The sequence below is a fragment of the Pseudomonas sp. LBUM1663 genome (assembly GCF_059695905.1).
On record NZ_CP166792.1, the window covers coordinates 3,706,405 to 3,725,320 of the forward strand.

General features: G+C 61.0%; 15 protein-coding genes and 1 pseudogene. 7 read left to right on the forward strand and 9 right to left on the reverse strand.

Going from position 1 to position 18,916, the window contains the following annotated elements; translation table 11 throughout:
• Positions 1-92: 92 nt before the first annotated feature.
• The 4 genes and pseudogenes from nahK to ACA075_RS16900 all read right to left on the reverse strand — a co-directional run bounded on the left by nahK (position 93) and on the right by ACA075_RS16900 (position 5,573).
• A complete protein-coding gene (gene nahK / locus ACA075_RS16885; protein ID WP_497299280.1) occupies positions 93-2,690 on the reverse strand; it encodes a hybrid sensor histidine kinase/response regulator NahK/ErcS' in 2,598 nt (865 codons plus the stop codon).
• On the reverse strand, positions 2,659-3,822 hold the full coding sequence (gene nosP / locus ACA075_RS16890) for a nitric oxide-sensing protein NosP (protein ID WP_497293984.1): 1,164 nt from the start codon (positions 3,820-3,822) through the stop codon (positions 2,659-2,661). The genes nahK and nosP overlap by 32 nt, the downstream gene beginning before the upstream one ends.
• Before the next feature lie 273 nt (positions 3,823-4,095).
• Positions 4,096-4,589, reverse strand: a pseudogene (locus ACA075_RS16895) (porin); the annotation flags it as partial.
• A gap of 177 nt (positions 4,590-4,766) precedes the next feature.
• Complete coding sequence (locus ACA075_RS16900; RefSeq protein WP_497293986.1) at positions 4,767-5,573, reverse strand: sulfite exporter TauE/SafE family protein; 807 nt, start codon at positions 5,571-5,573, stop codon at positions 4,767-4,769.
• Between the two features lie 161 nt (positions 5,574-5,734).
• Between ACA075_RS16900 and ACA075_RS16905 the strand changes: the two genes are divergently transcribed.
• A complete protein-coding gene (locus ACA075_RS16905) occupies positions 5,735-6,598 on the forward strand; it encodes an MBL fold metallo-hydrolase (RefSeq protein ID WP_497293988.1) in 864 nt (287 codons plus the stop codon).
• Positions 6,599-6,770: 172 nt separating this feature from the next.
• Here the strand turns inward: ACA075_RS16905 and bkdR are convergent, their stop codons facing one another.
• Positions 6,771-7,259, reverse strand: a complete 489-nt coding sequence (bkdR, locus tag ACA075_RS16910) for a Bkd operon transcriptional regulator BkdR (protein ID WP_219094824.1) — start codon at positions 7,257-7,259, stop codon at positions 6,771-6,773.
• Between the two features lie 185 nt (positions 7,260-7,444).
• On the opposite strand from bkdR, the gene ACA075_RS16915 reads away from it, so the two are divergent.
• The 5 genes from ACA075_RS16915 (at position 7,445) to ACA075_RS16935 (ending at position 13,729) form a co-directional block, all read left to right on the forward strand.
• A complete protein-coding gene (locus ACA075_RS16915; protein WP_219094825.1) occupies positions 7,445-8,680 on the forward strand; it encodes a 3-methyl-2-oxobutanoate dehydrogenase (2-methylpropanoyl-transferring) subunit alpha in 1,236 nt (411 codons plus the stop codon).
• A gap of 1 nt (position 8,681) precedes the next feature.
• Entirely contained in the window at positions 8,682-9,740 is a 1,059-nt protein-coding gene (locus ACA075_RS16920) for an alpha-ketoacid dehydrogenase subunit beta (RefSeq protein WP_497293990.1), read from the forward strand.
• Positions 9,741-11,015 (forward strand): dihydrolipoamide acetyltransferase family protein, encoded by a 1,275-nt coding sequence (locus ACA075_RS16925; RefSeq protein ID WP_497293992.1) that lies wholly within the window; start codon positions 9,741-9,743, stop codon positions 11,013-11,015.
• Positions 11,016-11,018: 3 nt separating this feature from the next.
• Positions 11,019-12,401 (forward strand): dihydrolipoyl dehydrogenase, encoded by a 1,383-nt coding sequence (gene lpdA / locus ACA075_RS16930; RefSeq protein ID WP_497293994.1) that lies wholly within the window; start codon positions 11,019-11,021, stop codon positions 12,399-12,401.
• A 308-nt stretch (positions 12,402-12,709) separates the two neighbouring features.
• The gene (locus tag ACA075_RS16935) at positions 12,710-13,729 is read left to right on the forward strand and encodes a branched-chain amino acid aminotransferase (protein WP_219094829.1); all 1,020 of its coding nucleotides are present in this window, start codon (positions 12,710-12,712) and stop codon (positions 13,727-13,729) included.
• Between the two features lie 57 nt (positions 13,730-13,786).
• On the opposite strand, the gene ACA075_RS16940 is transcribed toward ACA075_RS16935, so the two are convergent.
• The 3 genes from ACA075_RS16940 to ACA075_RS16950 form a co-directional block, all read right to left on the reverse strand.
• The gene (locus tag ACA075_RS16940) at positions 13,787-14,620 is read right to left on the reverse strand and encodes a TIGR03915 family putative DNA repair protein (protein WP_497293996.1); all 834 of its coding nucleotides are present in this window, start codon (positions 14,618-14,620) and stop codon (positions 13,787-13,789) included.
• The gene (locus ACA075_RS16945) at positions 14,617-15,837 is read right to left on the reverse strand and encodes a putative DNA modification/repair radical SAM protein (RefSeq protein ID WP_497293997.1); all 1,221 of its coding nucleotides are present in this window, start codon (positions 15,835-15,837) and stop codon (positions 14,617-14,619) included. The genes ACA075_RS16940 and ACA075_RS16945 overlap by 4 nt, the downstream gene beginning before the upstream one ends.
• An 80-nt stretch (positions 15,838-15,917) precedes the next feature.
• Entirely contained in the window at positions 15,918-16,673 is a 756-nt protein-coding gene (locus ACA075_RS16950) for an ArsR/SmtB family transcription factor (protein ID WP_497293999.1), read from the reverse strand.
• Between the two features lie 82 nt (positions 16,674-16,755).
• On the opposite strand from ACA075_RS16950, the gene ACA075_RS16955 reads away from it, so the two are divergent.
• Positions 16,756-17,868: a cytochrome P450 gene (locus ACA075_RS16955; RefSeq protein ID WP_497294001.1), complete on the forward strand. Its 1,113-nt coding sequence runs from the start codon at positions 16,756-16,758 to the stop codon at positions 17,866-17,868.
• A 138-nt stretch (positions 17,869-18,006) separates the two neighbouring features.
• Here ACA075_RS16955 and ACA075_RS16960 read toward each other — a convergent pair whose 3' ends face one another.
• Positions 18,007-18,888 carry a LysR family transcriptional regulator gene (locus ACA075_RS16960; RefSeq protein WP_497294003.1) on the reverse strand — a complete coding sequence of 294 codons (882 nt, stop codon included), beginning with the start codon at positions 18,886-18,888 and terminating at the stop codon, positions 18,007-18,009.
• Positions 18,889-18,916 lie beyond the last annotated feature (28 nt).

Here is an 18,916-nt window from a genome sequence, read left to right on the forward strand (position 1 = left end):
ACTTCCAGATAAATCGAGTTGCCTGATTTACGACTGCTTCGCAGCCGAACGGGAGCAAGCTCCCTCGCCACAGGGTCGGTTTACGACCTGGACTACCGGGACTGGCCAAGCAAATGACTCATCGCCGTCTTCAGCTTCATCGGCCTTACCGGCTTATGCATCAAGGTATGCCCCAACTCACGAATCTGCTGCTTGAGCTCATTGCTGTAATTGGCGGTAATCATCATCGCCGGGATCGCTGAACCGCGCCGGGCGTTGATCCGGGCCACGGCATCGACGCCATTTTGCTCATCATCCAGGTGATAGTCGGCGATCAGCAAGTCGGCTTCTTCATGATAGTTGTCCACCTGCCGCGCCAGGTCTTGCTCCGAAAGCGCCGTCACCACCCGACACCCCCACCCTTCCAGCAACGTGCGCATCCCCGCGCAAATCGCCGCGTCGTTATCCAGCACCCACACCCGCGCCCCACGCAGACGCTCCAGCATCGGCTCACTCATCAGCAATGCCGGTTGAGCTTTGGGCGCCGTAGCGCTCAAGGGCACTTCGACGGAAAACATCGAGCCTTTGCCCGGCCACGACCGCACGTGAATGCGGTGACCGAGAATCCCGGCAATTTTTTCGACAATGGCCAGCCCCAAACCCAACCCACGGTCCTGATCAGGGCGCTGCACGTCGCCGCGCTTGAACTCCTGGAAAATCTCTTCCAGTCGATTTTCGGCAATGCCCATCCCGCTGTCCCACACCTCGATCGTCAACCGCTGATGATGACGCCGACACCCGAGCACCACCCGACCGCTGTAGGTATAACGAATGGCATTGCTCAGCAGATTGCGCAGGATTCGCGCGAGCAACTGGATGTCGCTGCGCACCAGCGCCGAACACGGGATGAAATGCAGCTCAAGCCCTTCACTGCTGGCCACCTGGGTGTACTCGGTCGCAAGGTTTTCCAGCAGTTCGCTCAAGGCGAACGGCGCGATGTCGGCCTTGATCACCCCGGCATCCAGTTTGGAAATGTCCACCAGCGTGCCCAACAGGTTTTCCACGTCCTCCAGCGAATTGCTGACATTGCGCACCAAAATCGCGTTGGCCACCGGCTCGCGCCGTTCCAGCAACGCGCTGGTGAACAGTCGAGCCGCGTTCAGCGGTTGCAGCAGGTCGTGGCTCACGGCGGCAAGAAACTTGGTTTTCGACAGGTTGGCCTGCTCCGCCTCAAGCTTGGCCTCGCGCAAACGGGATTCCACGCGCCGGCGCTCGTCGATTTCGCGCAGCAATTGGTCATTGAGGGTGGTCAGTTCGGTGGTGCGTTCGCGCACCCGCAACTCAAGATTCTGATAGGCCTGGTGCAGCGCCTCGGCCGTGCGGCGGCGCTCGGTGATGTCGCGGATCAACACAAAGATCCCCACCACTTCGCCGGTGGCCAGGCGATTGGGCACGTAGGAGCGCAGCATGTAGCGTTCCTGATTGTTGATGTTGGTTTCGGCGAACTCGAACGTCACGCTCTCGCCGGCCAGGGCCCGGGCCACGTAGGCCTCGAGGCGCTGGTAATGCTGCTCGCTGTGCACTTCGCGCAGGCTCTGCCCGAGCATCACGCCGCGAGGCCAGCAGTACCATTCTTCATAGACCTTGTTGGTGAACTCGTAGACCAGATCGGCATTGAGGTAGGCAATCAACGCGGGGACATGGTCGGTGATCAGGCGAATCCAACGCTCGCTTTCGCTGAGGGCTTCGGCGTGCTGGTAGCGTTCGGTGATGTCGGTGAAGGTGTTGACGAAGCCGCCAGTGGGCAATGGATGGTTGCGGATTTCCAGCACCCGGCCATCGTAGAGGCGCTGCTCGCATTCCTGCACGTGCCGCCCGTTGGCATCGCGACTGGCCGGGGTCAGCAGGTTCAACTCGCTGTCGGCGATCACTTCGGCAAACGGCCGATGGGCCGCCACCGGAGCCAGCCCGCTGAGCTCGAGGAAACGCCGATTCCACAGTTCCAGGATGCCTTCGGCATTGACCATGGCCACGCCTTGGGACAGGTTGTCGACCGCTCGTTGCAGCAAGTGCGATTTCTGCGCCACGGCTTGCTCGCGGCGCACGGTTTCGCTGAGTTTGACGTCAGTAATGTCGGTGAACAGGATCACCCGCCCACCTTCCTGCGTGGGCCGTTCGCTGACTTGCAACCAACGGCCGTCCTGCAAGCGATAGATCAGGTTTTCGTCAGCATGCCCGCGCGGTTCTTCAGTGAACAACCCGGTGGCGGACATCAGGCGCTTGACCTCGGCCAGGCGCATGCCGGCGTTGATGCGCACCCGGCTGTTGCTCCAGAACGCCTTGAAACGGCTGTTGAACAGGACGATGCGCTGGTCGGCATCGAACAGCACAAAGGCATCGGAGATGCTCTCGATGGCATCGATCAAATGTTGGTGGGCCGTTTCCGCCCGCAGGCGCGCTTCGCTGAGCAAGTGATTGCCCGATTTGAGTTCGGCCATGGCCTGGTTCAAGGCGTCGGTGCGCTCACGGACCTGCTCGGCCAGCACCACCGAATGCTGGAAGGCCGCGTAGGGATCATTGCCCCGCGTGACGCCGGATTCGATCCGCTCGATCAGCGCGCCGTTGATGCGCTGCAGTTTCTGATTGTCGTGGCGCAGGCTGGCGAGCTGTGCCTGGAGCTCAACGATGTCCAAGGGACCGGCCTCGGGCAATGGCAACCCCGGTGAAGGTCTGGTTGATGTGCATGCCATTGAACTGTTCTCCGTAGGTGTTGAAACCCATCACCCGCTGGTCACGCAAAAACGTCCCGATCTGCTCCAGGCTGCCGCCGTCTTCCAGTTCCAGACGCCTGAGAAAACAGTCGCAGCCGATGGTCAGCAACAGATCGCCGAGGCGCTCCTGCAAGCCTTCGAACAGGGTTTGCAGATTCGGCAGCATCGGGCCGGGGGTCATGACGGTGAGGACGATGCCGTTTTCCACGGCGCAGTAGAAACTCAGGCTCAGGTCTGGATGGACCTGCTGGATCGCCCGCACGTAGTACTGATTGTTGATCCGCACGGCCAAGGGGTGCGCGGCGAAGACCCGGTGATCGAGCTCGGCCACCGGCACGCCGATGTGTCGCGCGTACTCCTCGGCAGCCGGCTCGGCGTTCAGCTCAAAGACCCGGCGCGAGGCGCTGTCGGCTCCGGTGACCACCAGTTTCTCCGCCCTCGGCAAGATGTGGTGGGTGGTGAACACCTCGAAATCCAGCCAGGTATTGACCAGCAGCACCACCGCCGCGCCGCTGTGAAACTCGCCACCGAAATAGACGTGGGTGTGGGTCAGGTAGTTGTCGTCGCCGGCCGAACCGCCGAAATGCGGGATGTCGCCCAACGCCGCACTCAAGGCAGCTAGGACCATTTCTTCGCGGCTGGACAGACCGTCGAGCAAGGTCAGGGCAAAGCTGTTGCCCTTGATCGGCGCCAAGGTGTTGCTGCGACAGCCACTGACCAGGCGCTCGACCATTTGCTGGGCGTCGATCAGGCTGAAGCGCTCCATCTCGCAGATCAGTTCGGCGTCGATGGAAAAATGCCGATGATCAAACCCCACCGCCGTCACGCAGTTGCGGCCGTAGCCCAGCGGCGTGATTTCCCCGGCGCTGGTGCAACCCACCAGACGAATGCCGCCGAAGCTCTGTTGCAAGGCTTGGCCCAGCGCCTGCAAGTCGTACTCGGCGGAACAGAAGAACAGCACGAAGCCCAGATGCGGGTGCAGTAACTGCCGCGCGAGCTCCTGAGCCACTTGTTGGGCATCGGTGGCCTGGGACATGCCGCTGACCACTCCTTCACTCTGGACCTGCTGCATGACCACCCCCCGCAGGTGCGCGTGTATGAGACACGAGTGTACGAAGCCTGCGGGCTGCGACGTATGCTACTTGGGTAGCGGGTAGCCGCTTCGATGGGATGAGAGTCGGCGGGGCGGGCGCTTGATGGCTGATGCTTTTGTGGCGAGGGAGCTTGCTCCCGCTGGACTGCGCAGCAGTCCCCCAACCGGCCGATGCGCGACCAGAATAGGGACCGCTACGCGCTCCAGCGGGAGCAAGCTCCCTCGCCACAGGTAATTTGCGCCGCTACAGGGTTACCAGTTCAGCACCGCCCCCACCGCAAAAGTGTCGGTGTCTTCTAATCCGCCCCGCTGCCGACCACCCCATTGCCGTCGTCATTGGTCTTGCCGTAAGACAAGGCCAGGCGGTTTTTGCCCAGTTTGTACGAGCCTTGCAGCAAGTAACCGTCGCTGTCGACGTTGCGCAGGGTCGGTTCGCCGGCATTGTTGGTGAAGAACGGATTGATGCCCTTGGCCTGGAAACCGGAGCCGGTCAGCGACAACCCACCCATCTTCGCCTGCACACCGTAGCCGACGCCTTTGGAGGTGACGGACTGGACGGTGGAATCGGTATTGTCCGAGGTCTGGTAGCTGCCGTTGACCCAGCTGTAAATCTTCGCGCCAGCAACATCAAACTGATAGGTGACCTCGCTCTCGGTACGCGGATTCTCCTGATACGCCTTGCCCAACGGGCTGCTGTCGTTGGTGTCCACCGGGTCGAGAATCCCCACGGCCACCCGCAACCCCTCCATCACCGGGGTGCGATAGGTGTCTGCGAGGTCGGAGGCGATTATCGAAGGATGACCGGCGGCGGCATCGCTGCCTTGGGGGCGGTTTTGAAGTGCTTTGGAGTGGCCGGTGATGCGCGGCAAATTCGGTGTAAGACCGTGCGCAGGCACGGCCCGGAACTTAGGGTGTAAGACCGGCTAAGCGCCCGCTCGGAACAGCATGTAACCCGCGACCACGACACAGACGCTGGCGAAGCCGATTTGCAGAGCCCGGGCCGGGACGCGTGCGCAGAGCTTTCGGCCAACAATCATGCCGACGATGCTGGCGACGATGAACGCCACGCCCAATGCGTCAATCCTGACCCCGGCATGAAATGCGCCGATCACGCCAATGGCGGAAATCAGGCTGATCACCATCAAGGACGTGGCGATGATGCCGCGCATCTGCACATCGGTCAGTTGCTTGAAGGCCGGGACGATCAAAAAGCCGCCGCCGACCCCGAGCAGGCCAGAGACTACACCGGTCACCGCGCCCAGTGCCGCGAGGGTTGCGGTGCATTTGGCGGTCCAGGAGAAACGCCCGGTCTGCTGATCGAGCATGCAGTTTTTCTGGCCCCAGTTGGCGTGGCCGTGGTCGCTCGGGCCTTCTTCCTGACGCTCGCGACGCAGCATTCGCCAGGCCACCATGACCATCAGCAGACTGAACAGGATCATCAGGATTTTTTCCGGCAACTGATGGGCGAAGTAGATGCCGACCGGCGAAAAAACCGCCCCCAACAGTGCAATCAACAACGCCGCGCGATAGCGCACCAGGCCATGACGCAAACCATCAATCGCCCCGACCGCCGCCGCACTGCCCACCGCAAACAACGCCACCGGCGCGGCCTGGGTCATGGTCAAACCCAGCCCCAGCACGAGGGCCGGTACTGCGAGAATTCCACCACCAGCCCCGGTCAATCCAAGGACCAGGCCCATCACCACCCCAAAAAAAGTTGCCAACAACATAAAACACTCGTGATCCGCGAAAAAAAGCCGGGTACGCCCGGTATCGATGACTGACAGGATAGAGCCCGTGCGGATTTTTTCCTTCATCAATTAACGCGGGGCTGGTCAGCGCAGGGAAAATGAAACTACCCTCTTGGCTTGTCCTGAAAGAAACGGCCACCATGCCCGCCTTGATTGAAGCTTTTTTAGACCCCGCGTCCTCGACCTACAGCTACGTGATTTACGAAGAGGTTGGCGGTCAATGCGCCATCGTCGATCCGGTGCTCGACTACGACCCCGCCGCCGGGCGCACTGCTACCACGCAGGCCGACAAGATCATTGCCTTCGTGCGCGATCATCAACTACAGGTGCAATGGCTGCTGGAAACCCACGCCCATGCCGATCACCTGTCCGCCGCGCCTTATCTGCGCCGGGAGCTGGGTGGCAAAATCGCCATCGGCCAGTCGATCAGCAAGGTCCAGGGCGTGTTCAAGACCCTGTTCAACCTTGAGCCGGAATTTCGCAGCGACGGTTCGCAATTCGACCATCTGTTCGCGCCAGACGAATCGTTCATGATCGGCCACCTCAAGGCCACGGCCCTGCATGTGCCCGGGCACACGCCGGCGGATATGGCCTATTTGATCGACGGCGATGTGATCCTGGCGGGCGATACCTTGTTCATGCCGGACGTGGGCACTGCCCGCTGCGACTTCCCCGGCGGCAATGCCCACCAGATGTTCGCCTCGATCCACAAACTGCTGGCCTTCCCCGCCAGCGTTCGGCTCTACGTCTGCCACGACTACCCGCCCGAAGGCCGCGAATCCCGCTGCATGACCACGGTGGGCGAGCAGCGCAAAAACAATATCCACGTCCATGACGGCATCGATGAAGCGGCGTTCGTCGCCATGCGCACCCAGCGTGATGCCGGGCTGGGCATGCCGACGCTGCTGCTGCCGGCGATTCAGGTGAATGTGCGGGCGGGGAATCTGCCGCCGGCGGAGGACAACGGCGTCGTGTACCTGAAAATCCCCCTGAATAAACTCTAACGTTCGATCGTTCCCTCGCATGGGGACGATCGAACACGTAACCCGTAGCAGCTGTCGAGCAGCGCGAGGCTGCGTCTGCGGTGAATCTGAAGAAACTCGGTTACCGGGTTTGCGACGGCTTCGCCGCCGAACGCTGCCTCGCGGTGCTCGACAGCTCTACAGAGGGTTTCGCTTAGTTGTTGAGGGTCAGGCCGTTGGCGGGTAATGGCAGTGCGGTTTTGTAGCGCACTTGCTTGAGCGCAAAGCTCGAGCGGATGTTGGCTACACCAGGCACTTTGGTGAGGAAGTCCATCATGAAGCGTTCCAGCGACTGAATGGTCGGCACCAGCACCCGGATCAGATAGTCCGGGTCCCCCGCCATCAAATAGCATTCCATCACTTCCGGGCGATCCGAAATTGCCTCCTCGAAATGCGCCAACGCCTCTTCCACCTGTTTCTCCAGGCTGACATGAATAAACACATTCACGTGCAGCCCCAGCAGGTCGGCATCCAGCAGGGTCACTTGCTCACGAATCAGGCCTAATTCTTCCATCGCCTTGACCCGGTTGAAGCACGGCGTCGGCGACAGGTTAACCGAGCGTGCGAGGTCGGCGTTGGTGATACGGGCGTTCTCCTGAAGGCTGTTCAAAATGCCGATATCGGTACGGTCCAGTTTGCGCATGAGACAAAACCACCTGTTTTTTATGTTTATGCAGGTTTTTTATCCTCAAATGATCTCCGGCGCAACGAAACAGAGATAAATATTCTTCTGCGCCGGGCCTATGATTGTTGTAGGACAAGATTTCTTTTATCGAAGAATGACGGTCAGCTCACTACAAGAAATTCACAAGATCGAGCGTAGAAGCCATGAACCAAGCGTATGAACCGCTGCACCTGCACGTTCCCGAACCTTCGGGCCGTCCTGGCTGCAAAACCGACTTCTCCTACCTGCGTCTGACCGACGCCGGCACGGTGCGCAAACCCCCAATCGACGTTGAACCCGCCGACACCGCCGACCTGGCCAAAGGCCTGATTCGTGTGCTCGATGACCAAGGCAATGCCCTCGGTCCATGGGCTGAAGGCGTACCCTCCGAGATCCTGCGTAAAGGCATGCGCGCCATGCTCAAGACGCGGATCTACGACAACCGCATGGTGGTCGCCCAGCGCCAGAAAAAAATGTCGTTCTACATGCAGAGCCTCGGCGAAGAAGCCATCGGCAGCGGCCAGGCCCTGGCCCTGAACGTTGATGACATGTGCTTCCCGACCTACCGTCAGCAAAGCATCCTGATGGCGCGCGATGTACCGCTGGTAGACCTGATCTGCCAACTGCTGTCCAACGAGCGCGATCCGCTCAAGGGCCGTCAACTGCCGATCATGTATTCGGTCAAGGACTATGGCTTCTTCACCATTTCCGGCAACCTCGCCACCCAATTCGTACAAGGTGTGGGCTGGGGCATGGCCTCGGCGATCAAGGGCGACACCAAAATCGCCTCGGCGTGGATCGGCGATGGCGCCACCGCTGAATCCGACTTCCACACCGCCCTCACCTTCGCTCACGTTTACCGTGCGCCAGTGATCCTTAACGTGGTCAACAACCAGTGGGCGATCTCGACGTTCCAGGCGATTGCCGGTGGTGAAGCTACCACGTTCGCCGGTCGTGGCGTCGGTTGCGGCATTGCCTCCCTGCGGGTCGACGGCAACGATTTCGTCGCGGTCTACGCCGCCTCTGCCTGGGCCGCCGAACGCGCCCGCCGCAACCTCGGCCCGACCATGATCGAATGGGTCACCTACCGCGCCGGTCCGCACTCCACTTCCGATGATCCGTCCAAATACCGTCCTGCCGACGACTGGAGCTACTTCCCGTTGGGCGACCCGATTGCGCGCCTCAAGCAGCACCTGATCAAGATCGGTCACTGGTCCGAAGAGGAACACGTCGCCGTCAGCGCCGAACTGGAAGCCGAAGTGATTGCCGCGCAGAAAGAAGCCGAGCAGTACGGCACCTTGGCCGGTGGCCAGATTCCAAGCGCCGCGACCATGTTCGAAGACGTCTATAAAGAGATGCCGGAGCACTTGAAGCGCCAGCGTCAAGAGTTGGGGATCTGACATGAACGACCACAACACTCATATTGAGCTGGAAACCGCCATGACCACGACCACCATGACCATGATCCAGGCCCTGCGCTCGGCCATGGATGTGATGCTTGAGCGTGACGACAACGTGGTGGTGTTCGGCCAGGACGTCGGTTACTTCGGCGGCGTTTTCCGCTGCACCGAAGGCCTGCAGACCAAATACGGCACTTCCCGGGTGTTCGACGCACCGATCTCCGAAAGCGGCATCGTCGGCGTTGCCGTGGGCATGGGTGCCTACGGTCTGCGCCCGGTCGCCGAGATCCAGTTCGCCGACTACGTCTATCCGGCGTCGGACCAGATCATTTCCGAAGCCGCGCGCCTGCGTTATCGCTCGGCCGGCGAGTTCACCGCACCGATGACACTGCGCATGCCTTGCGGCGGCGGCATCTACGGCGGCCAGACCCACAGCCAAAGTATCGAAGCGATGTTCACCCAGGTCTGCGGCTTGCGCACGGTCATGCCGTCCAACCCTTACGACGCCAAAGGCTTGCTGATCGCCTCCATCGAAAACGATGACCCGGTGATCTTCCTCGAGCCAAAACGCCTGTACAACGGCCCGTTCGACGGCCACCACGACCGCCCGGTAACCCCATGGTCGAAACACCCGGCCGCCCAGGTCCCGGACGGTTACTACACCGTGCCGCTGGACGTTGCCGCCATCGCCCGTCCCGGCAAAGACGTGACCATCCTGACCTACGGCACCACCGTCTATGTCTCGCAAGTTGCCGCCGAAGAAACCGGCATCGACGCTGAAGTCATCGACCTGCGCAGCCTGTGGCCGCTGGACCTGGAGACCATCGTCAAGTCGGTGAAGAAAACCGGCCGGTGCGTGATCGTTCACGAAGCGACCCGCACCTGCGGCTTCGGCGCCGAACTGGTCGCCCTGGTGCAAGAGCATTGCTTCCATCACCTGGAAGCGCCGATCGAGCGCGTCACCGGTTGGGACACCCCCTACCCGCACGCGCAAGAGTGGGCGTATTTCCCAGGTCCGTCCCGAGTGGGCGCGGCGTTGAAACGGGTTATGGAGGTCTGAATGGGCACGCACGTTATTAAAATGCCGGACATTGGTGAAGGCATTGCAGAAGTTGAATTGTCGGTGTGGCACGTCAAGGTCGGCGACATGGTCGTCGAAGATCAGGTGCTGGCCGATGTCATGACCGACAAGGCGATGGTCGACATCCCTTCGCCGGTGCACGGCAAGGTGATTGCGCTGGGCGGACAGCCAGGCGAAGTCATGGCAGTGGGCAGCATCCTGATCAGCATTGAAGTCGAAGGCGCGGGCAACGTTAAAGAGTCGGCTCAGCCGGCAGCCCCTGCGGTGAAAGAAGCGCCGGTTGCGACGCCTAAAGTTGCAGCGGTGGAAAGCAAGCCGGTGGCTGCTGCAGCGCCACGAGCCGCCGTTTGCCAAGGCCCGATGGTCGCTCGCGAAGCCGACGAACGCCCGCTGGCCTCCCCGGCCGTACGCAAACATGCGCTGGACCTCGGCATTCAGTTGCGTCTGGTCCGTGGCACCGGCCCTGCTGGCCGCGTGTTGCACGAAGACCTCGACGCCTATCTGGCCCAGGGTCAGCAGCCGCAATCGACCGTGGCCGCCGCTTACGCCCAGCGTAACGACGAAGAGCAAATCCAGGTGATCGGCATGCGCCGCAAGATTGCCCAGCGCATGCAGGACGCTACGCAACGCGCCGCTCACTTCAGTTATGTCGAAGAAATCGACGTCACCGCCGTGGAAGAACTGCGCGCACACCTCAACGAAAAACACGGTGCGACCCGTGGCAAGCTGACGTTGCTGCCGTTCCTGGTTCGTGCCCTGGTTGTCGCCCTGCGCGACTTCCCGCAGATCAATGCCCGTTACGACGATGAAGCCCAGGTCATCACCCGCCTCGGCGCCGTCCACGTAGGCATCGCCACGCAAGCCGACATCGGCTTGATGGTGCCGGTGGTGCGTCACGCCGAAGCCCGCAGTCTGTGGGACAACGCTGCCGAAATCTCCCGTTTGGCCACGGCCGCACGGAATGGCAAGGCCAGCCGCGATGAATTGTCCGGCTCGAGCATCACCCTGACCAGCCTCGGCGCCTTGGGCGGCATCGTCAGCACCCCGGTGCTGAACCTGCCAGAAGTGGCGATCGTCGGCGTCAACAAGATCGTCGAACGCCCGATGGTGGTCAAAGGCCAGATCGTGATTCGCAAGATGATGAACCTCTCCAGCTCCTTCGATCACCGCGTGGTCGATGGCATGGACGCGGCGCAATTCATCCAGGCCGTTCGCGGCTTGCTCGAACAACCCGCCACCCTGTTTGTGGAGTAAGGCATGCAATCTCTCAATACCACGCTGCTGATCATCGGCGGCGGCCCTGGCGGTTATGTGACGGCGATCCGTGCCGGCCAGCTGGGCATCTCGACCATTCTGGTGGAAGGCGAATCGTTGGGCGGTACGTGCCTGAACATCGGCTGCATTCCGTCGAAGGCGTTGATCCACGTCGCTGAACAGTTCCACCAGACACAACACCACAGCCAGCATTCGGCGCTGGGCATCAGCGTCTCCGCGCCAACCCTCGACATCGGCAAGAGCGTCGAGTGGAAGGACGGCATCGTTGATCGCCTGACCACCGGTGTCGCGGCGCTGCTGAAAAAGCACAAAGTCCAGGTCATTCAAGGCTGGGCGAAAGTGATCGACGGCAAAACCGTGGATGTGGGCGACACGCGAATCCAGTGCGAGCACCTGGTGCTGGCCACGGGCTCGAAAAGCGTGAACCTGCCGATGCTGCCGATTGGCGGACCGATCATCTCCTCCACCGAAGCCCTGGCCCCAACGTCCGTGCCGAAACGGCTGGTCGTGGTCGGTGGCGGTTACATCGGCCTGGAGTTGGGGATTGCCTATCGAAAACTTGGTGCGGACGTCAGCGTAGTCGAGGCTCAGGACCGCATCCTGCCGGCCTACGATGCCGAACTGACCCAGCCAGTACACGACGAACTGAAAAAACTCGGCGTGAAGCTTTACTTGAAACACAGCGTGCAAGACTTTGATTCTTCTAGCAATACGCTGCAAGTTCTGGAACCGGGTGGCGACACCCTGAACCTGGAAACGGATCAGGTGCTGGTGGCCGTCGGTCGCAAGCCGAACACCCAAGGCTGGAACCTTGAAGCGTTGAATCTGGACATGAACGGCTCGGCGATCAAGATCGACAACCGCTGCCAGACCAGCATGCGCAATGTGTACGCCATCGGCGACCTGAGCGGCGAACCGATGCTCGCGCACCGGGCCATGGCTCAGGGCGAGATGGTTGCCGAGCTGATCAGCGGCAAGTCCCGCGAGTTCAACCCGACCGCCATCGCCGCCGTGTGCTTCACCGACCCGGAATTGGTGGTCGTTGGCAAGACCCCGGACGACGTCAAGGCGGCGGGCCTGGACTGCATCGTTTCGAGCTTCCCGTTCGCGGCCAATGGCCGGGCGATGACGCTGGAATCCAAAAGCGGCTTCGTGCGCGTCGTGGCACGGCGTGACAATCATGTGATTGTCGGCTGGCAGGCGGTGGGTGTGGGCGTGTCGGAGTTGTCGACCGCGTTTGGCCAGAGCCTGGAAATGGGCGCGCGGCTGGAAGACATTGCCGGCACTATCCATGCGCATCCGACGTTGGGCGAAGCGGTGCAAGAAGCCGCGCTGCGCGCTTTGGGGCATGCGCTGCACTTGTAACTGCGATCAACTGTGACGAGGGAGCTTGCTCCCGCTGGGTCGCGAAGCGGCCCCTCGCTGACTTCCTGACACACCGCGTCGTCCGGATTTGCGGCTGCTTCGCAGCCGAACGGGAGCAGGCTCCCTCGCCACAGGATTTCGAACAATGAAGGATCGGAGGCAAACTTCATGAGCAAGCTAAGAAATCTGCCAATGATCCGATAGTCCGGGCTGCGAAACAGGCCCGGAATGAAGTATTGTTGTCCCCATCCAGAAAAACGTCAGAAGCCTTGAACCGTTTCGGCGGTTGTTAAGTGATAGAGGGTGTCATGGGTAACGAAAGCATCAATTGGGACAAGTTGGGTTTTGACTACATCAAGACAGACAAGCGCTATCTGTCGCACTGGCGTAATGGCGAGTGGGACGCAGGCACCCTGACCGAAGACAACGTGCTGCACATCAGCGAAGGCTCGACTGCCCTTCACTATGGCCAGCAATGCTTCGAGGGCCTGAAGGCCTATCGTTGCAAGGACGGTTCGATCAACCTGTTCCGCCCGGATCAGAACGCTGCGCGCATGCAACGCAGCTGCGCCCGCCTGCTGATGCCACAGGTGTCCACCGAGCAGTTCGTCGAAGCCTGCAAGGAAGTGGTCCGCGCCAACGAGCGTTTCATCCCGCCTTACGGCACCGGCGGCGCGCTGTACCTGCGGCCGTTCGTGATCGGCGTGGGTGACAACATCGGCGTGCGCACCGCCCCCGAGTTCATCTTCTCGATCTTCTGCATTCCGGTCGGCGCTTACTTCAAAGGTGGCCTGACCCCGCACAACTTCCTGATCTCCAGCTACGACCGCGCCGCCCCACAAGGCACCGGTGCAGCCAAGGTCGGTGGCAACTACGCGGCCAGCCTGATGCCAGGTTCCCAGGCCAAGAAAGCCCACTTTGCCGATTGCATCTACCTGGACCCGATGACCCACACCAAAATCGAAGAAGTCGGCTCGGCCAACTTCTTCGGGATCACCCACGACAACAAGTTCGTCACGCCGAACTCGCCGTCGGTACTGCCGGGCATCACCCGCCTGTCGTTGATCGAACTGGCCAAATCGCGTCTGGGCCTGGAAGTGGTTGAAGGTGACGTGTTCATCGACAAGCTGTCCGACTTCAAGGAAGCCGGCGCTTGCGGTACCGCTGCCGTGATCACGCCGATCGGCGGCATCAGCTACAACGACCATCTGCACGTGTTCCATAGCGAAACCGAAGTCGGCCCTGTCACCCAGAAGCTCTACAAGGAGCTGACCGGTGTTCAAACCGGTGACGTCGAAGCGCCAGCAGGCTGGATTGTCAAGGTTTGATCTGACCCCGGCTGCATCGAAGCCCTCCATCGCTTTGGCGATGGGGGGCTTTTTTTATCAGCGATGCCCGACCTCTCCCCGCGCAATACGTTTACCGCCCCTGTCCTTGATTCCGCTCGCCTGGCCGTCCTGTTGCTTACCCGAGCGTGCCTGGGTGATCAGCCCCGGAATCAACGCGCCCTCAGGCAGATTCTTCCAGAACCGGGCCGGCAAATGCCCTTGCATGACTTTAGGGTTCAGGCGCGCCGGATTAAAGATATGGCTGTAGTAGGTCAACCACATGTCGCTGTGCGGATCGTCGACGTTTTGAGCCAGCTGCTGCCATTCAACCGGGCACTGGCGCTGGTGGATCAGTTGCTCACCGTCGTAGTAAACCCCGTCCCTGGGCGTCGCAATCAGCCAGCGATGCCGCCCCATGCGCCCGATAAAATGCTCACTGGCACTGTGCAGGATGTCGTGGGCCGGTTCGTGCCAGGCGACGTACTGCGGGCCCTCACCTTCAGGCATCGCGACGAATCGTACAAATGCATGTAAGTGATGAGCTTCACGCTGTACCTGTTTGATTCTTCTATGAAATTCACTGCCTAACTTGTCACCGGCCAGCATCGCGGTGCGGTCCCCATGACTGACCCGCCACAGCACTTCGTACAACAGACTCCAGCGTTGATCACCCCTATAACGAGCGGCGCGCTCCAGGGTGTCCAACAGCGTTCGCGGAATTCGTGCGTGAAACGGCCCCTGGGTTTGAGGTGGCGCATCGTCGCTGGCGAACAGATCGGACACGCCTTCACTGGCCCAACTCACCCGGCTCGGGTCCACCTCATGGCTGAGCAGCCAGCGTGCCTGCTGGCGCCAGGTGTCGAACAGGTCATCGCAATCCAGACTGATCATCCCCATAACCCCATTTGTTGCGGCTGCGGCCGGTCGCGCAATTGCTGATACAGCAAGTGGCTGGTGACCTCGGCCTGCTGCGGGTGGTAGTCGCTGGTGATGAAGAACGGCTTGGCCTTGGCCAGCACGCAACGCATTCGGGCCAGGTCTTCGTAGCGGATGCGGCGCTGACGGCGCAATTCCACCAGGCGCTCGGTGGTGCGCAGGCCAATACCGGGAATGCGTGCGATCAACGATGCCTCGGCGCGATTGAGGTCCAGCGGGAAGACCTCGCGGTTCTCCAATGCCCACGCCAGTTTCGGATCGATGTCGAGCGCCAGGTGCCCGGGCCCCTTGAACAGCTCGCCTGCGGTAAAGCCGTAGCTGCGCAACAGGAAGTCCGCCTGATACAAACGGTGCTCGCGCATCAATGGCGGCGCGGCCAGCGGCACGCTTTTCGGGCTGTTGGGGATCGGGCTGAACGCCGAGTAATAGACCCTTCGCAAACTGAAGTTGCCGTACAGCGCCTGGGCGCTATGGAGAATGGTGCTGTCGTCGGTGTCATCGGCGCCGACAATCATCTGCGTGCTCTGCCCGGCCGGGGCAAATTTAGGTGCGCGGGGTTCGTTGAGTACGGTCTGGACACCGGTGTAGATGGTTTGCATCGCCTGTTTGATCGAGCCCAACTGCTTCTCCGGGGCCAGGGTTTGCAGGCTGGCGTCGGTGGGCAGTTCAATGTTCACGCTCAAGCGATCGGCGTAGCGCCCCGCTTCCTCGATCAGCGCCGGATCGGCTTCGGGAATGGTCTTGAGGTGGATGTAGCCCCGGAATTCGTGGTCTTCACGCAGCAGCTTCGCCACACGGATCAGTTGCTCCATGGTGTAGTCCGCCGAGCGAATGATCCCGGAACTGAGAAACAACCCGCTGACGCAGTTGCGTCGGTAGAAATCCAGGGTCAGTGTCACCACTTCTTCCGGCGTGAAACGTGCGCGAGGCACGTCGCTGGAACGTCGATTGACGCAATACTGGCAGTCGTAGAGACAGAAGTTGGTCAGCAGAACCTTCAGCAACGACACGCAGCGCCCGTCCGGCGTGTAGCTGTGGCAGATGCCCATGCCGTCGGTCGAGCCCAGGCCGCGCTTGCCCTCGGAAGTACGCTTCGGCGCGCCACTGCTGGCGCAAGACGCGTCGTACTTGGCGGCGTCGGCGAGGATGCTGAGCTTGTCGATGAGTTCCATGGGTCACGCCTTTTACTGTGTGGATATACAGTATAGGGTCGACCTTCAAGGCACAAGCCATCAACTAACCCTTGGTCGGGTCAGATCACATCACGCGCAGGTTGCGGTGGCCGTTGTTCGCGGATGGGTTGCACGGTTGGCTGCGCCAGCGTCAAGTCGAACTGCGCCCCCAATGCCTTGCGCCCCAGTGCCGTCAACGCCAGCGCCCGACTGTCCAGATCCTGCGTCACCCATTTGCGCTTGATCGCGTTTTGCAGCAACGCCGCCCCCAGCGAACCTCCCAAATGTGGCCGACGCATGCTCCAGTCCAGGCACGGGCACGCGAAGCGGCGACGCAAGGTGTTCAGGTCGTTGACTTCAATACCCAGTCCTTCCATCAACGCCTCGCCACTCTCGCTCAGGCGATAAACCTGCTCGTCGGTTTCCAGCAGCCAGCCTTTTTCCAGCATCCGGTCATGCAGCAACACCGCCAGTGTCCCGGCCATGTGGTCGTAGCAGGTGCGGGCGAATTGCAGGCGATCCGGTGTACGCGAGTTGAAGGCCGGCGCAGTGTTCTGGCCGATCACCATCAGCGCTTCCAGCGCCTGAGCCACGCGCTTGTCGGCGAGGCTGTAATAACGATGGCGGCCCTGCACGTGCAACCGCAGCAGCGCCAGTTCCTTGAGCTTGGCCAAGTGCGCGCTGGCGGTGGAGGCGCTGACGTCGGCAATCGCCGCCAGTTCGGTGCTGGTGCGCGCGTGGCCGTCCATCAGCGAACACAGGATCTTCGTCCGGGCCGGTTCCGCGATGGCAGCGGCCACTTGAGAGACGCCAATGTCGTGTTGTTCTACGTTCATATTTCGCTCCCGGACGAATCAAGGCCGTTTCGAACTGGAGATAGTAGCAACACTTCTCCCACTACGAACAAGGCTGCGACCCATGGACCCGATCATCGCTGCGACTCATGCCGATCCCTATCCTTATTACGCCCGGCTGCGCGCCGAGGGTGGGCTGGTTTTTCACCAAGCACTGAAACTGTGGGTAGCGAGCAGCGCCGAGGCCGTTGCGGCGGTGCTGGCGCACCCGGATTGCCATGTTCGGCCGGCCGCTGAGCCGGTGCCCAAAGCCATTGTCGACCGCATGGCCGGCAAGGTGTTTGGGCAGTTGATGCGGATGAATGAGGGCGAGCGCCAGCGTTGCCCGAGGTCGGCGATTCAGCCGGGTTTGGCGCTGATTGATGCGGACGAGGTCAGTGCACTGGTGAGCGCGCGGTTGATCACACCGGATGCCGACGGGTTGTACAACGCCATGTTTCGCGGGCCGGTTTGCGTGGTGGCGGCGCTGTTGGGGTTCTCGCCGGCTCAGGGTCGGGCGATCAGCGAATTGACGGCGGATTTCGTGGCGTGTCTGTCGCCGCTCAGTGATCCGCTGCAACTGAAGGCTGCCCACGCTGCGGCGGAGCAGTTAAGCGGGTATTTCGTTGAGTTGCTGGATGATCCGGGCAATAAAAGCTCACTGCTCGCCGGGATTCGAGCGCGATTCGCGGGCGATCCTGAAACGCTGATTGCCAATCTGATCGGTCTGTTTTCCCAGACTTATGAAGCCACCGCCGGGTTGATCGGCAACGCGATGTTGGCGTTGATTAAAAACCCTTCGCTTTTATGCGACTCGACGCCCGTTGACGACTTGATCACTGAAGTTCAGCGCTTCGACCCGTCGGTACAGAACACCCGTCGGTTTGTCGCGGCACCGTGCGAGATCGAGGGTGTGAGCCTCAGTTCGGGCGACGTGGTTCTGGTGCTGTTGGCTTCGGCTAATCGAGACCCGCAACTCAATGACAGTCCCGACGCCTTAATTCTGGATCGCCCGCAGCGACGCAGTTTTACGTTTGGTGCGGGGCGGCATCAATGTCCGGGGCAGATGTTGGCGTTAAGTATCGCCAGTGCAACATTGAAGGAGATTCTGCTGCATCAACCTGCACTGGATCGATTAGCCTGGAAGTACCGGCCTTCACTGAACGGGCGTATTCCTGTCTTTAGCGAGTCGCCATAAGACCGCGTCATCGTTCTTCGCGAGCAGGCTCGCTCCTACATTGGATCGGGTTGACTCAGATCCCCTGTGGGAGCGAGCTTGCTCGCGATGACGGCCTAAAAACCGCTACATCATCTGGATCCGCCATACGCCGCCCCGTCACCCCAATCGATCCGCGACAAACTCGACAAAGGCTTGCAACTTGGGCAGCGACTTCCTGGAGCGCGGATACACCATCTGCACCGGTTTGGGCGGCGGAACATAGGCGTCCATGATCCTCACCAGCTCACCGCTGGCCAACGCCGCCGCCACTAAAAAGTCGGGCTGCATCAAAATCCCCTCCCCGGCCACGCCCGCCTGCAACAACACCTGACCGTCATTGCTCTTCAACACCGCGCCTTCAGGCCAGGGTACTTCGCTGGTGCCGTTCCTCAGGGGCCAGGCAAACCGGTTGTTCCAGGACGTGTGGGTAAGAATCCGGTGTCGGTGCAGGTCCTCGGGGGACTGCGGTTCCTGCCATTTTTCCAGATACCGGGGCGAGGCGCAGATCACCATTCGATACGGCGGCAACGGCGTGGCCAGTAGGTTGACGCCAATCAGCTCGGAAATCCTGAACGCCAGATCGAATGACGTCTCGTACAGATCGATCACTTCATTGCTCAAAATCAGTTCGACCTGGATCTGCGGATAACGCTGCATGAATTCGGCCACCAGCGGCCCGACCAGGGAAACGCCGAGACTCATCGGCGCAGTGATGCGCAGCAGGCCGCTAGGTTCCGGGTTGGACGCTTCCACCCGACTGAATGCGTACTTCACCTGGTCCAGGGCCAATTTGGCTTCTTCGTAAAACAGCCGCCCCTCGGCCGTGATGGATTGGCGGCGGGTGGTGCGTTTAATCAGCTGGGTATTGAGGGCTTTCTCCAGACCCTGGACATGCCGCCCGACCATGACCGCCGACATGCCGACCTCATTGGCCGCATCGGCGAAGCTGCCCGCCTCGACGACAGCGACGAAGACTTCCATTTGCTTGAGTTTGCTCATGTCCCTGCCTTGCATTCAATACATCAGG

What these genes read in the sequence shown, in the direction of transcription:
- nosP (WP_497293984.1), bottom strand. Translation starts at nt 3,822, where the DNA reads ATGCAGCAGGTCCAGAGTGAAGGAGTGGTCAGCGGCATGTCCCAGGCC.
- ACA075_RS16900 (WP_497293986.1), bottom strand. Translation starts at nt 5,573, where the DNA reads ATGTTGTTGGCAACTTTTTTTGGGGTGGTGATGGGCCTGGTCCTTGGA.
- ACA075_RS16905 (WP_497293988.1), top strand. Translation starts at nt 5,735, where the DNA reads ATGCCCGCCTTGATTGAAGCTTTTTTAGACCCCGCGTCCTCGACCTAC.
- bkdR (WP_219094824.1), bottom strand. Translation starts at nt 7,259, where the DNA reads ATGCGCAAACTGGACCGTACCGATATCGGCATTTTGAACAGCCTTCAG.
- ACA075_RS16915 (WP_219094825.1), top strand. Translation starts at nt 7,445, where the DNA reads ATGAACCAAGCGTATGAACCGCTGCACCTGCACGTTCCCGAACCTTCG.
- ACA075_RS16920 (WP_497293990.1), top strand. Translation starts at nt 8,682, where the DNA reads ATGAACGACCACAACACTCATATTGAGCTGGAAACCGCCATGACCACG.
- ACA075_RS16925 (WP_497293992.1), top strand. Translation starts at nt 9,741, where the DNA reads ATGGGCACGCACGTTATTAAAATGCCGGACATTGGTGAAGGCATTGCA.
- lpdA (WP_497293994.1), top strand. Translation starts at nt 11,019, where the DNA reads ATGCAATCTCTCAATACCACGCTGCTGATCATCGGCGGCGGCCCTGGC.
- ACA075_RS16935 (WP_219094829.1), top strand. Translation starts at nt 12,710, where the DNA reads ATGGGTAACGAAAGCATCAATTGGGACAAGTTGGGTTTTGACTACATC.
- ACA075_RS16940 (WP_497293996.1), bottom strand. Translation starts at nt 14,620, where the DNA reads ATGATCAGTCTGGATTGCGATGACCTGTTCGACACCTGGCGCCAGCAG.
- ACA075_RS16945 (WP_497293997.1), bottom strand. Translation starts at nt 15,837, where the DNA reads ATGGAACTCATCGACAAGCTCAGCATCCTCGCCGACGCCGCCAAGTAC.
- ACA075_RS16950 (WP_497293999.1), bottom strand. Translation starts at nt 16,673, where the DNA reads ATGAACGTAGAACAACACGACATTGGCGTCTCTCAAGTGGCCGCTGCC.
- ACA075_RS16955 (WP_497294001.1), top strand. Translation starts at nt 16,756, where the DNA reads ATGGACCCGATCATCGCTGCGACTCATGCCGATCCCTATCCTTATTAC.
- ACA075_RS16960 (WP_497294003.1), bottom strand. Translation starts at nt 18,888, where the DNA reads ATGAGCAAACTCAAGCAAATGGAAGTCTTCGTCGCTGTCGTCGAGGCG.